9 protein-coding genes are annotated in these 13,566 nt (G+C 60.7%); 7 read left to right on the top strand and 2 right to left on the bottom strand.

Going from position 1 to position 13,566, the window contains the following annotated elements; genetic code table 11:
• Positions 1-61: 61 nt before the first annotated feature.
• Positions 62-1,147 carry an endonuclease/exonuclease/phosphatase family protein gene (locus ABD827_RS10475; protein WP_344964739.1) on the bottom strand — a complete coding sequence of 362 codons (1,086 nt, stop codon included), beginning with the start codon at positions 1,145-1,147 and terminating at the stop codon, positions 62-64.
• A gap of 255 nt (positions 1,148-1,402) precedes the next feature.
• Between ABD827_RS10475 and ABD827_RS10470 the strand changes: the two genes are divergently transcribed.
• Together ABD827_RS10470 and ABD827_RS10465 are read left to right on the top strand one after the other, a co-directional pair.
• A complete protein-coding gene (locus ABD827_RS10470) occupies positions 1,403-2,272 on the top strand; it encodes a LysR family transcriptional regulator (protein ID WP_344964738.1) in 870 nt (289 codons plus the stop codon).
• A gap of 195 nt (positions 2,273-2,467) precedes the next feature.
• Positions 2,468-2,659: a hypothetical protein gene (locus ABD827_RS10465; RefSeq protein WP_298718729.1), complete on the top strand. Its 192-nt coding sequence runs from the start codon at positions 2,468-2,470 to the stop codon at positions 2,657-2,659.
• 560 nt (positions 2,660-3,219) lie between these two features.
• Here the strand turns inward: ABD827_RS10465 and ABD827_RS10460 are convergent.
• Positions 3,220-5,391, bottom strand: a complete 2,172-nt coding sequence (locus ABD827_RS10460) for an FAD-dependent oxidoreductase (RefSeq protein ID WP_344964737.1) — start codon at positions 5,389-5,391, stop codon at positions 3,220-3,222.
• Between the two features lie 312 nt (positions 5,392-5,703).
• On the opposite strand from ABD827_RS10460, the gene ABD827_RS10455 reads away from it, so the two are divergent.
• The 5 genes from ABD827_RS10455 to ABD827_RS10435 all read left to right on the top strand — a co-directional run bounded on the left by ABD827_RS10455 (position 5,704) and on the right by ABD827_RS10435 (position 13,456).
• A complete protein-coding gene (locus tag ABD827_RS10455) occupies positions 5,704-6,843 on the top strand; it encodes an efflux RND transporter periplasmic adaptor subunit (protein WP_344964736.1) in 1,140 nt (379 codons plus the stop codon).
• A 2-nt stretch (positions 6,844-6,845) separates the two neighbouring features.
• A complete protein-coding gene (locus tag ABD827_RS10450; RefSeq protein WP_344964734.1) occupies positions 6,846-9,941 on the top strand; it encodes an efflux RND transporter permease subunit in 3,096 nt (1,031 codons plus the stop codon).
• 234 nt (positions 9,942-10,175) lie between these two features.
• A complete protein-coding gene (locus tag ABD827_RS10445; RefSeq protein WP_344964733.1) occupies positions 10,176-11,243 on the top strand; it encodes a c-type cytochrome in 1,068 nt (355 codons plus the stop codon).
• Positions 11,244-11,251: 8 nt separating this feature from the next.
• Entirely contained in the window at positions 11,252-11,992 is a 741-nt protein-coding gene (locus tag ABD827_RS10440; protein WP_344964732.1) for a DUF6969 family protein, read from the top strand.
• 66 nt (positions 11,993-12,058) lie between these two features.
• Positions 12,059-13,456 carry a sodium:solute symporter family transporter gene (locus tag ABD827_RS10435; protein ID WP_344964731.1) on the top strand — a complete coding sequence of 466 codons (1,398 nt, stop codon included), beginning with the start codon at positions 12,059-12,061 and terminating at the stop codon, positions 13,454-13,456.
• Positions 13,457-13,566 lie beyond the last annotated feature (110 nt).

The following is a 13,566-nucleotide window of genomic DNA, read 5'->3' as shown; positions in this document are numbered from 1 at the left end:
TCTGGTGATAATGGCCGAAGCTGTTAAATAACCTTTACCAGTGAGTAATAGTCGCAGGCCGTTATTTCACCGGTATGGGCACGTCGCTTTTCTTGACGTTTTTATGCTCCATCTTGTCGTTGGCCAGCTCTTTGTCTTCGGCATCGGCGTGCAGCATGCGGTTGCCGTTATTGTGACCGGCCCGAAAGTCCAGGCTGGTGAGCAGGGCGAAGTGATCCGAGCCTTGCAGCTTCAAACGTTGCAGCCGGATCACCCGAAAATGATGGCTGTGGAATAGATGATCCAGCGGCCAGCGGATAAACCAGTGTTCGGCATGGAAGGTATTGAACATGCCTCGTCCTATACGGGGGTCGAGCAGGCCGCTTATCTTTCTGAACAGGCGGGTGGTGGTGGACCAGGCGACATCGTTCAGATCTCCGGTGACCACCACCGGCAAGGTGGCGGCGGCCACACTCCGGGCCACGGCCAGCAGTTCGGCATCACGCTCGGCGGACTCTTCATTCTCGGTCGGGCTGGGCGGTGCGGGGTGAACAAAATGCGCCCGCACCCTGGCGCCGCAAGGCAGCAGGATCCGGGTGTGCATGGAGGGGACATCCGGCTCGACCAGATATTCGATGGTGCTGTTTTCCAGCGGCAGACGCGAATAGACATGCATGCCATACAGGTTATCCAGCGGGCATTTAATGGTGTAGGGATAGTCCGTTTCCAGCGCCTCCAGTTGCTGTTGCCACCAGCTGTCGGACTCCAGTGTCACCAGAATATCGGGCTTGTGTTGTTTGACGAGAGCAATCAGGCAGTCGGCATGGCGATTGCTGGCCAGCACATTGGCGGTGAGGACGGTAAAGGGATGCAGGGCCTTGCCTGCAGGGACGGACTTTACCTCCACCGGGTGCAATCGGGTATAGGGCATTATCCACCAGCAGTGATAAAGCAGGCAGGCGACATTGATGCCGAAGAGCGCTAGGTTGCCTGAATGGGACCACTCCGGCAGCCAGCATGCGAGCAGCAGGGTGAAGAGGATAAGGGTTATCAGTTGCACGCGGGGAAAGTCGAGCCCACGAATCCACCAGATTTCGTAACGCGACATCGGCAACAGCGTCATCGCCGCGTTCATGATGGTGGCCAGCAGAAAAAGGGTAAATGTCATTTACAATGTCACCGTTTGTAAACTCATGGAGTCGGGTTGCTGACAGGGCAATACCACCCTCGCCGACAGCGCTGTGGTCAGGATAAAGGGCTTTGCGGGTGAAACCAATGATCGATACTTGTCGGTGCCGGTTTTGCCTGGTCTTTTTGTCCATGAGTATCGATAATGTTCGAGAATTCAGGATTACTTTTACCATAAAGTAACAATATAATCGGCGTTATCGATGTTTTCGGCGGCAGGCGTAAGGGTGTAGGCATGTTTATCTGGGAAGGGGTGAGTGAGTTTGTGGCGGTGGCCGAGATGGAAAGCTTTACCGGCGCGGCCAAAAGGCTGGGCATTTCTACCGCTCAGGTCAGTCGACAGATCAGCGCCCTGGAAACCCGGCTGTCGACCAAGCTGTTTTATCGCACCACCCGCAAGGTGTCGGTAACCGAAGCCGGACAGATTTATTATCAGCACTGCCGCCAGGTGCTGGACGGGCTGGAAGAGGCCGAACGCACCATCACCAACCTGCAGCTGGCCCCCAAAGGCAAGTTGCGGCTGACGGCGCCGGTGACCTATGGCGAGAAGACCATAGCGCCTTTGGTGAACGACTTCGTGTTGCGCTATCCGGAACTGGAGGTGCAGATGAAACTGACCAACCAGAAGCTGGATTTGGTGGCTGAAGGGTACGATCTGGCAATACGGCTGGGCAAGCTGGAAGACTCCAGCATGATGGCCAGGCGGCTGGCTTCCCGTACCCAGTATGTGTGCGCCTCGCCTCACTATCTGTCGACCTATGGTGTGCCCCATTCGCTGTCGGAGCTGGATCTGCATAACTGTTTGCAGGGCAACCTGGACTACTGGCGTTTTCAGGAGCAGGGCAAGGCGCGCAATGTGCGGGTAAAGGGCAATATTCGCTGCGACAGTGGCTGGGCGCTGCTGGATGCGGCGCTGAAGGGGATCGGCATCGTGCAACTGCCGGACTACTATGTGCAGCCGGCATTGGACTCGGGCCGGTTGATCTCCCTGCTGGAGCATTATCAGGAGCCGGACGACGGCATCTGGGCGCTGTATCCGCATAACCGTCATTTGTCGCCCAAGGTGCGGATGTTGCTGGATTTTTTGAGTGAAGCGCTGGGCTGAACGCTGCTTTTTCGCTTATAAAATGAACGAAAATTGTTCTTTTTTTGTAAGAAAGTTGGGCCTTGTTGCGTCTTTATGAGTAACCGTTAGACAGCGTTGCCGTGACGGAAGGGCATAAGCCCTGTTGATTGATTCAGGTCTTGCTGGCAACGGGGATGATCACAAGGCCATTCACTTAGGCGAGAGGGAAGCATTATGAAAGCCATGATTGCTCTTATGCTGACGGCAGTATTTACCATAGCGATGGTGCCTGCTCAGGCAGCGACAGTATCGGCTAACACGGGCATTATTACCCAAACCTTGTCGATGGGTGATGGGGTAGATAGTCGTCATTGCATGCTGATGAAAAAACGGGGCATGAAAGCCCCCGGTTATTGCAGACCTTAAAGGCTAACAGCCAGGCTGCAGCACACGGGCCGGAATGCGAAAGCATTCCGGCCCGTTTTTGTGGTTATACCAATCCCGCTAAACAAATGATCTATTTCATTTTTGTATAAAAGTCGAACAAAGGGCCCGCTCCGCCGACTCGCCGTAAATACATCCGTGTAGGCTCAGCCGCGCCATCCGTGGCGCGGATGGTCGGCTGAGCAGATCCCTTTGCTCTCCTTGATGCTCCGGCGTTGCCTGTTAGCGCCGTCTACAGACAACTCGATGCTCGAGAAGAGGCAACAGAGATCGACTCCCACGACCGTGAAATGCCATGGCCGGAAAATGCTCCTGCCGTTCCGGCATTCCCGCCCTCCCTGGCGGTCAGACGGCATTTCCCGAGCCCTCAGGGGGCGAGCTTGTCTCGCCGTGACGAACGGTTGCAGCCTGACCGAACATCCAGTGAATGTTCGCAGTAGGCTGCAACGGTGAGTGTCATTTACCAGTGGCGTGTCGTGGGAGGCGACTGTGTTGCCTCTGATCCCGGGGTTAAAATGATCAGATGTTTATTCAAATTGGTATTACCCCTTACCCAGCCGCCACCGGTGATAACGGCCCAGCCAGGTCAGTACTCGTTCGGGCGCATGGGCGCGCTTCCATTCTCCGGCCACATACTTGTTGGCTTCCGCCAGGGTGGGGTAGACATGAATGGTGCCCAGTATCTTGTTCAGACCCAGCTTGTGCTTCATGGCCAGCACGTATTCGGCCAGCAGGTCACCCGCATGCTCGCCGACGATGGTCACCCCCAGTATCCGGTCGTTGCCGGGCTCGGTCAGCACCTTGATAAAGCCCTGATCCGAGCCATCGGTAATGGCTCTGTCCAGTTCGTCCAACTCGAACCGCGTCACCTCATAGGCGATGTCCTGCGTTTTGGCTTCCTGTTCGCTCAGGCCCACCCGGGCGACCTCGGGATCGACGAAGGTACACCAGGGCACCACCGAATAATCGATCCGGAAGCGCTTGAAGTGGCCAAACAGGGCGTTCACGCTGGCATACCAGGCCATGTGGGCAGCGGTGTGGGTAAACTGATAGGGGCCGGCCACGTCGCCGGCGGCGTAAATATTGGGATACAGGGTTTCCAGATACTCGTTGGTGGTGACGGTGCGCTCAGTGGGGATACCCAGGGCTTCCAGCCCGTAGCCCTGCAGGCGCGCCTGGCGGCCGAGCGCCAGCAGCAGATCGTCGCACTCCAGTATGAGCTCCCGATCCTGATGCGTGGCGATGACCCGAATGCCAGCGGCGCCTCGCTCTACCCGCAGCGGGCTATGCTCGGTCAGCACCCGCACCCCGTCTTTGCTGAGGGCGTTTTTGACCCATTCGCTGACTTCCGGATCTTCTTTCGGCATCAGGTGCTTGTTGCGTTGCAGCAGGGTGACCTCGGAGCCCAGCCGGGCGAAGGTCTGCGCCAGCTCGCAGCCGATGGGGCCGCCGCCCATGACCAGCAACCGTTTGGGTGGTGTATCCCGCGCGGCCAGGGTGTCCCACAGGGTGTCGCTGGTCAGGTAATCCACCTCATCCAGCCCGGGTATCGGCGGCACGGCTGCACGGGCACCGGCGGCGATGATGATGCTACGGGCGGTCAGCCTCCGGGTTTTGCCATCGGCCGTGGTGCCGTTGGCCAGCGTCACTTCCACCGTCCAGGGATCGAGCAGCTTGCCGTGCCCCTGCAGTACTTCCACCCCCAGCCTGGTATAGCGCTCGACGCTGTCGTGAGGCTCGACCTTCTGAATAATGGCCTGCACCCGCTGCATCACCTGTTTGAAGCTGAACGCCGGTTGGCTGCCGGTCAGGCCGTACTGCTGGGCGTGGCGCATCTGATGGGCCAGCTTGGCGCTGCGGATCAAGGCCTTGCTCGGCACGCAGCCGGTGTTGAGGCAGTCGCCGCCCATCTTGTCGGCTTCAATCAGGGTGACGTTCGCCTTGACCGCCGCCGCTATGTAGGCGCTGACCAGACCGGCGGCCCCGGCGCCGATCACGATGAGGTTGCGGTCGAAATGGCGAGGTTTTTCGAAGTCGCCATAGACCCGGCGGCGCTGTATCAGGCGCAGCACGGCCCGGGCCAGCAGCGGAAGGACGCCGAGCAGGGCGAAGGAGGCCAGCAGGGTCGGCGACAGTATGCCGCTCAGGCTGTTGATGGCGGCCAGCTGGGTACCGGCGTTCACATAAACCAGGGTGCCGGGCAGCATACCGAGCTGGCTCACCCAGTAGAAGGTGCGGGCGGGCAGGGCGGTCAGCCCCATCAGCAGATTGATGACGAAGAACGGAAACACCGGCACCAGCCGCAGGGTAAACAGATAGAAGGCGCCGTCCCGGCCGATGCCCCTGTTGATGGCCTTGAGTCGGTCACCGAAGCGCTGCTGTACCTGATCCCGCAGCAGAAAACGGGACACCAGAAAAGCCAGGGTGGCACCGATGCTCGAGGCAAAGGACACCAACACCAGCCCCTGCCAGATGCCGAAGAAGGCCCCGGCAGCCAGGGTCATGATGGCGGCGCCGGGCAAAGACAGCGCCGCCATCAGCACATAGAGCACGAAAAAGCCGGAAGCCATCAACCAGGGGGACGCGGCCCGTAACTCGGCAATATCAGCCTGTTGTTGTTTCAGGCTTTCAAGCGTGAACCATTCGCCCAGATCGAAGATGAAAAACAGGGCGACCAGCAGTAACAGCAGGGTAAGCAGCAGGGGTTTGCGCATAAAAATGTCCTTTTAGGGCGAGGAGGCGGGGTCTGCGCCGATGATCATGATGAAGGTTATGCACAAAGTCGCAAGGGGGCGGCCCATTATTACAGCGATACTTCTTCCTGAGGACCGAATGGCCCTATGTCCGGAATGAATCAATGACCTTCAAGCAGTACGACATTACAGGTGTGGTGCTGTCGTCATTCCCGCGCCCTCTCACTTGTACCAGGCAAACCAGTAGCCCGGCTGATTACGCCGAGCACCCGCTTCCGGGGCGACTAGACTTCAATCTGAGACAAGCCATCAAGCCGCAGATCCGGGGGACAGATGCCAGGAAGATTGCTTTGGGCCGGTGTGGGCCTGCTTGTCGTGCTGCCCATGGTTGCCCTGCTGGTGATGATCAAGTTGAACCAGTTCGACGCCATGACCACGGCGGGCGAGCAGCAACAGCTGCCACCGGAGCCGGTGAACGTGATGAAGGTGCGCGAAGCACGCTGGCAGCCGAAGGTGGCGGCGGTCGGCTCCGTGGTGGCGGTGCAGGGTGCCCTGCTGCGTATCGAGGCCGAAGGCATAGTGAACAGCATCGGTTTCGAGGCGGGGGCCCGGGTCGAGGCCGGTGATGTCTTGTTGCGGCTCGACGCCGAGCTGGAACAGGCCCAGTTGCGCGAGGCCGAGTCTGCCGCCGCCCTGGCGCGGCTTTCCTTCCGGCGGGCGCAGCAACTGCGCAGGAGCCAGAGTATTTCCCAGAGCGAGCTGGATCAGGTGTCTGCCAACCTGAAGCAGAGCCAGGCCCGGGTCGACTTTTTTCGCGCCCTGATCAACAGAAAAACCCTGCGTGCCCCCTTCGCCGGGCAAGTCGGCATTCGTCAGATAAGTCAGGGTCAGTTTCTCGACAAGGGCAGCGCCGTGGTGTCGTTGCAATCGCTCGACCCCGTCTATGTGGACTTTTCCCTGCCTCAGCAACGGCTGGCCGATCTGCAGCAGGGGCTGGCGGTCACGATCACCTCCGACAGTTACCCCGAACAGGCGTTTGCGGGCAAGGTCTCCGGTTTTAACCCGGAGATAGACGCCGTCACCCGCAGCGTGCGTGCCCAGGCGACCCTGGCCAACCCGGACGGCCGCTTGCGGCCCGGCATGTTTGTGGCGGTGAACATGCAGCTGGCGCGTTCGAACACCGTCTTGCTGATCCCCCAGACGGCGGTGGTGCACGGCCCCTATGGTGATGCGGTTTTCGTGCTGGAAGAGGGAGAGCAGGCGGCGGATGGCGCCTCGTCACTGGTGGTGCAGTCGCGGCCGGTCCGCCTCGGCGTTCGGCGTGGCGACTTCGTGGCGGTCACCGAGGGGCTGGCGGTGGACGAGCGGGTGGTGTCGACCGGCGTATTCAAGTTGCGCCCGGGCATGGTGGTGGTGGTCGACAATAGCCTGGCGCCGGACTTCAAACTCGATCCCCAGCCGGGTAACAGCTGATCATGGTCGCCTTCACCGATATCTTCGTCCGTCGCCCCGTGCTGGCGCTGGTGGTCAGCATCGTGATTGTGATCGCCGGTCTGCAGGCCTGGTGGTCCCTTAGCGTGCGCCAGTATCCCCAAAGCGAGAACGCCTCGGTGATCGTGGCCACCCCCTATATCGGCGCCAGTGCCGAGGTGGTGCGCGGCTTCGTTACCACCGCCATCGAGGGCGCCATCGCCTCCGCCGACGGCATCGATTACGTGGAGTCCAAGAGCCTGCTCGGCCTGTCGCTGGTGACCGCCCGGCTCAAGCTCAACTACGAGCCGACCCGGGCGCTGGCCGACATTACCGCCAAGGTCAATCAGGTGCGCAACGAACTGCCGGCGGAGGCGGAGGTGCCGGCGATCAGCGTGCAGTCGGCAGACTCGGAATTTGCCGCCGCCTATCTCAGCTTTTCGTCCGAACGGTTGTCTCAGAGCGAGATTACCGATTATCTGGTGCGGGTGGTGCAGCCCCGGCTGGCGGCACTGCCGGGAGTGCAGCGGGCCGAGATTTTCGGCGCCCGTACCTTTGCCATGCGGGTCTGGCTCAAGCCGGATCGCATGGCGGCGCTCAATATCAGCCCGTCCCAGGTGAATGCGGCCCTGGCCGCCAACAACTTTCTGTCGGCGGTGGGCAGCACCAAGGGGGCCCAGGTGCAGGTGTATCTGACCGCCAATACCGACCTGCATACCGCCGGGCAGTTCCGCCAGCTGGTGGTGCGCCAACAGGGCGATACCCTGGTGCGATTGCAGGACGTGGCCGAGGTGGAGCTGGGCGCCGAGGACTATGACACCGAGGTCAGCTTCAACGGCCAGACGGCGGTGTTCATGGGGATTTTTCCGCTGCCCAACACCAATACCATAGAGGTGATTCAGGGGGTGCGCGCGGACCTGGACGCTCTGGGCCGGGACTTGCCCGCCGGGCTGAGCGCCCAGATAGGCTATGACGCCTCCGAATATATCGACAACGCCATTCACGAGGTGGTCGGCACCCTGATGGATACCCTGCTTATCGTTATCGTGGTGATCTTTCTGTTTCTCGGCTCCTGGCGCTCTGTGCTGGTGCCGGTGGTGGCCATTCCGGTGTCGCTGGTCGGCGCCATCTTCCTGATGCAGGCCTTCGGCTTCACCCTCAACCTGTTGACCCTGCTGGCCATCGTGTTGTCGGTGGGGCTGGTGGTGGACGATGCCATCGTCGTGGTGGAAAACGTCGAGCGGCACCTGCGCGAGGGGCGCACGCCGGTGGAGGCGGCGCTGATCGGCGCCCGAGAGCTGATTGGCCCCGTCATTGCCATGACCATCACCCTGGCCGCCGTTTATACTCCCATCGGCCTGCAGGGCGGCCTGACCAGCTCGCTGTTTCGCGAGTTTGCCCTCACCCTGGCCGGGGCCGTGACCATTTCCGGCGTGGTGGCGCTGACCCTGTCTCCCATGATGAGTGCCAGTCTGTTGCGCAGCGCCGAGCGGGAAGAGCGCGGCTTTACCGGCTGGATCAACCACAGATTCGACCGCTTTCGTCTGGCCTACGGCCGGGGGCTGGCGCGGGTGCTCACGATACGGCCGGCGGTCTATGTCTTCTGGGCCGTGCTGACCCTGCTGGTGGGGCCCATGTATCTGTTTTCGCCCAAGGAGCTGGCGCCGCTCGAGGATCAGGGGTTCATGTTCGGCATCATCAACAACGCGGCCAACGCCTCGGCAGATCAGAAAATTCATTTCGGGCGGGCGGCGGAGCAGGTGTTTCTGGGCGCACCCGAGCGGGAGCTGACCTTCCAGATTTTGCTGTCGCCCTCGGATCCGTTCTCGGCGGCCCTGGGCATCGGCGGTTTCAGCGGCATGGTGGTCAAGCCCTGGGATCAGCGCAGCCGCTCGATTCGGGAAATCGTGCCCGAGATGCAGGCCGGTCTGTCCGCCATTCCCGGCCTGCAGGTGTTCGCCAGTCAGCCGGCGGCACTGCCCGGGGGCAGTAATTTCCCGGTGGAATTCATTATTTCCTCCACCGACGAGCCGGAGCAGATGCTGGCGTATGCCGAGCAGCTGCAGCTGAAGGCGATGGAAAGCGGAATCTTCTATTTTCCGCCGGTGATCGATCTCAAGATCGATCAGCCCCAGTCGGAAATCGTGCTCGACTACCAGAAGCTGGCCGCCCTCGGGCTGACCCAGCGGCAGGTGGGGGCGGATCTGGGGGCGGCGCTGGGAGGCAACTATGTCAATCGCTTCAACATAGCGGGTCGGGCCTACAAGGTGATCCCCCAGCTGGAGCGGGGCGAGCGGCTCAACCCGGATCAGCTGACCGACATCTATATCGGCGGGCCGGGTGGGCAATTGATCCCGCTCGGCGCCATCGCCACCCTGCGCGACAGCACGGTGCCGCGCTCCCTCAACCGGTTTCAGCAACTCAATGCGGTCAAGCTGTCGGGCATCACGCCCCGGCTGGACGAAGGACTGAGGGTGCTGGAAGACGCGGCGCAAGAGCTGTTGCCGGCGAACTATACCGTCAACTACACCGGCGAGTCGCGCCAGTTGCGTACCGAAGGGGGCAAGTTTTTGCCGGCGCTGGGGCTGGCGATACTGATGATCTTTCTGGTGCTGGCGGTGCAGTTCAATTCCTTTCGCGACCCGCTGGTGATTTTACTGGGCTCGGTGCCGCTGGCCATGTTCGGCGCGCTGATCTTCACCGTGCTGAAAATGCCCAATCCGGACTTGCCTTACTGGACCGACGGCTGGACCACCACCCTGAATATTTACGCCCAGGTCGGGCTGGTGACCCTGGTGGGGCTGATCGCCAAGAACGGCATCCTGATCGTCGAGTTTGCCAACAAGCAGCAGCAGCAGGGCAAAGACAAGCTGGCGGCGATCGAAGAGGCGGCCATGACCCGCTTTCGCCCGGTGCTGATGACCTCGGTCGCTACCGTGGCGGGGCACTTTCCGCTGACCCTGGTGGAGGGGCCGGGGGCGGCGGCGCGTAACTCCATCGGCCTGGTGCTGGTGGGCGGCATGGCCATCGGTACCCTGTTCACCCTGTTCGTGGTGCCCTCACTCTATATGCTGATCGCCCGGCAGCATGGCAAGCCATGAACACGGGGAGCCCATTCGGATTGATATTCGGGCGTCGTATTTGGGATTCACATGAGGATAAACAGTCGATTCTTTGGTGGTATGGGTATAACGTGAAGCTGCCCGTCTTGTTATCGCGATAAAAAGGCGGGTCGATTGGTGTAATAACCGGTACCTGTCTCGCGACTGTATTTACCGGTAAGGCTGATTTATCCCGAGCCTTTCATGGATGATTTTATCTTGAGGAGCATGATCATGCGTCTATGTCATATTCAGTCCGAGACTCACTTTCGTATTACCCCCGTGGCCGCCCTGGTGTCGGCCTCTTTGCTGGCTCTGGCGTTGTCGGGCCCGGTGCAGGCCATTGAGACGGGAGCCAGTGGCAGCCAGCTGATTGCCTTCAGCAAGAAACCCTGCGCCGCCAACCCCTGCGCGGTGAAGAGCCCCTGTGCACCTAATCCCTGCGCCGCCAAGAACCCCTGCGCGGTGAAGAGTCCTTGTGCACCTAATCCCTGCGCCGCCAAGAATCCCTGCGCGGTGAAGAGCCCCTGTGCGGCTAATCCGTGCGCCGCCAAGAACCCCTGCGCGGTGAAGAGCCCTTGTGCACCTAATCCCTGCGCCGCCAAGAATCCCTGCGCGGTGAAGAGCCCTTGTGCGGCTAATCCGTGCTCGGCCAACCCCTGTGCGACCAAGAACCCGTGCGCTGCCAAACCGGCGGCGGTCAATCCCTGTGCCGCCAAGGCCGTGCAGCGCCCGGCCGACTATCAGCCCTATCAGGGCGACAACGCCGAGCTGGTGAGCCTGGGCCAGGCGCTGTTCAATGACACCAGCCTCAGCAGCAACGGTCTTTCTTGCGGCAGCTGCCATCAGGGTCAGCAGATGTATCAGGGCAGTTTTGCCATGGCGTACCCGCATCCGGTGGCGATGGCGCAGAACCAGTTTGGCCTGAGCCAGGTGCATCTGGATGAGATGATCCAGATTTGCATGGTGGCGCCCATGGCGTCTCAGCCTCTGGCCTGGGATTCGAAAGAGCTGGCGGCTCTGGTGGCTTACGTACAAACGGAGCAGACCGGTTTTAATCCCTGTGCCGCCAAGAACCCTTGTGCTGTGAATAACCCCTGTGCGGCGAAGAACCCGTGCGCGGCCAATCCGTGCGCGGTGAAGAACCCGTGCGCGGCCAATCCCTGTGCGGTGAAGAGTCCGTGTGCGGCCAATCCCTGTGCGGTGAAGAACCCGTGTGCGGCCAATCCCTGTGCGGTGAAGAACCCGTGTGCGGCTAATCCTTGTGCGGCGAAGAATCCCTGCGCCGTCAAGTCACAGTAAGGGCGATTATGACTGCACTCACACTCCAACCCTTGCCCGAACTGGTGCCGCCGGTGGCGGCCCGGCTCAGGCCAGCAGACATCAGCCGGATGCGCGAGGCCGGTGCTCGTATTCGGGAATGCTACCGGGTGATGACCAAGGGCGGAGTCAATATCGTCGGAGAAGTGCTCAAGGGGCAGGGGACCTTTTTCGAGATGACCCATTATCCCCTGGACGATGTGTTCGATACAGAGAGCCACAGCCAGTATTACTATCATGCCCATCGTGGTGGCGAGCCGGAGCATGGCCACTTCCATACCTTTTTGCGCGGGGCAGGCATACCTGCTGAGCTGAGTATGCTGGAGTATCCCCGGGCCAGTGCGCCCTGGCCCCGGGGGGACAAGGCCATCGCGCATCTGGTCGCCATTTCCATGGATGCCTGGGGTTACCCTTCAGGCCTGTTCGCCTGCAATCGCTGGGTGACCGATGAAAGCTGGTATCCGGCCGAGGCGGTGATCGCCATGCTGGACCGCTTCGTTATCGATCATGCCAGTCCGTCCTGGCCGGTGAATATCTGGTTGAGCAACATGCTGGTGTTGTTCCGGCCCCATATCGAGGCGCTGCTGGTACACCGGGATGCGGTGATCGAACATTGGCAGGCACGGCATCCCGATCAGGACATCTTCGAGCATCGAGCGCTGGAAATCACCGGTCAGCTGGCGATGTCGGTGGATGACTGGCTGGCCGAGCTGGAGGCGGTGTCGGGCTAAAGAGACGTGAAAGGCTTTACCCATCAAAATCGTTCAGACGACTGACCAGTTGATAAGGAGATCTGCATGGCCGACTTTCCCATGTCCATACTCATCGTAATGCTTGCGGGCGTGGGCCTGCTGAGCCTGTTGCTCGCGCCGCGGGTGCGTACCGCAGAAGGATTTTTCTCCGGGCGAGACGAGCAGGGCGCCCAGCCCGGCCTGCTGACCCTGACCTTTTCCCAGGTCACCACCTGGATATTCGCCCGCTCGCTGCTCAATGCCGCCATTTTAGGGTACTTCTATGGTATCGCCGGCGCCCTGGCCTATACCGCCTATTACGGCTCTTTTCTTACCGGCTGGCTGATTGTGGACCGGCTGCGTTATCAATACGGTGTGCATAATATTCAGACGTTTCTGGTGGCCCGTTTCGGCCGGGTGGGCAGCAGTTGCTTTAATCTGCTGATATCAACACGGCTGCTGACCGAGGTATTTGCCAATCTGCTGGTGGTGGGCATGGTATTCGGGGTGGCGGGCTCCGGCGCCTACACCGGGGCCATTCTGGCGGTGTCGGCGCTGACGCTGCTGTATTCCATGACCGGCGGTCTGCGCGCCTCGCTGCGTACCGATGTGCTGCAGATGGGGCTGCTGATCGTGCTCATCGTGCTGCTGTTCGCTATGGCGCTGCTGCATCCGCTGTTCGACTGGTCAAGCGTGCTGGCCAGCAGCCCCGAATGGAATAGCCCGGGCTGGATATTGCTGGTGGTGGCGCTGTTGCAGGTGTTGAGTTACCCGTTGCACGATCCTGTAATGATGGACAGAGGCTTTATCGCCGACCGGGACACTACCAGACGCAGCTTTCTGCATGCCTTTTGGTTATCGGCGCTGCTGATCATGGCCTTCGGCCTGCTCGGGGTGTTTGCCGGCCTGCAGGGCGGAGAAGACAAAGACGTGCTGCTCACCCTGCAGCGATTGCTCGGCACTCCGGCCATGCTGGTGCTGGGGTTGGCGCTGGTCATTTCTGCCGCCTCCACCCTGGACTCGACCCTGTCCAGCGCATCCAAGCTGCTGGTGGTGGACATGGGGCTGGGACGACCTTCTGCCGGCAGCGGCCGGCTGGCCATGGCGCTGTTTGCCCTGGGTGGCCTGATACTGGTGTTTGTCGGCAGCAAAGACTTGTTTGATGCGGTCGCGGTCAGCGGCACCGCATCATTGGCGCTGACCCCGGTGATATTGTTCAGTATCTTCGCCGGGCGGGAGGTGGCGCGTTGGAGCTTCGTGACCAACTTTGCCGTGGCCCTGGCCGGTGCCGGGCTGTATTTCCTCGAAAAAGGCGGCCGGCTCGATCTGATAGGCCCGCTGTTCGGCGTGGAGCACAGCTACGGCAAGCTGCTGGTGATCACGGTGGGCATACTGCTCTCTGGCATGGTGCTGTTTGCCCTGGGACTCAAATCCAGGGCAGTGGAGCAAGAGTCGGGCACATAAAAACCAAGATCAACAAGGGTCGAATGAATTCGACCCTTGTTGATCTTGGTTCTGGTTTTGTTTAAGCCGTCGACCTGATGAACATCAGGATCTTGTTGGTAAGCGGCATG

The sequence above is a fragment of the Oceanisphaera sediminis genome (assembly GCF_039539745.1).
Classification (GTDB): domain Bacteria; phylum Pseudomonadota; class Gammaproteobacteria; order Enterobacterales; family Aeromonadaceae; genus Oceanimonas; species Oceanimonas sediminis.
Note: the sequence above shows the minus strand (reverse complement) of the source record. Positions and strands in the feature narration are given on the sequence as shown.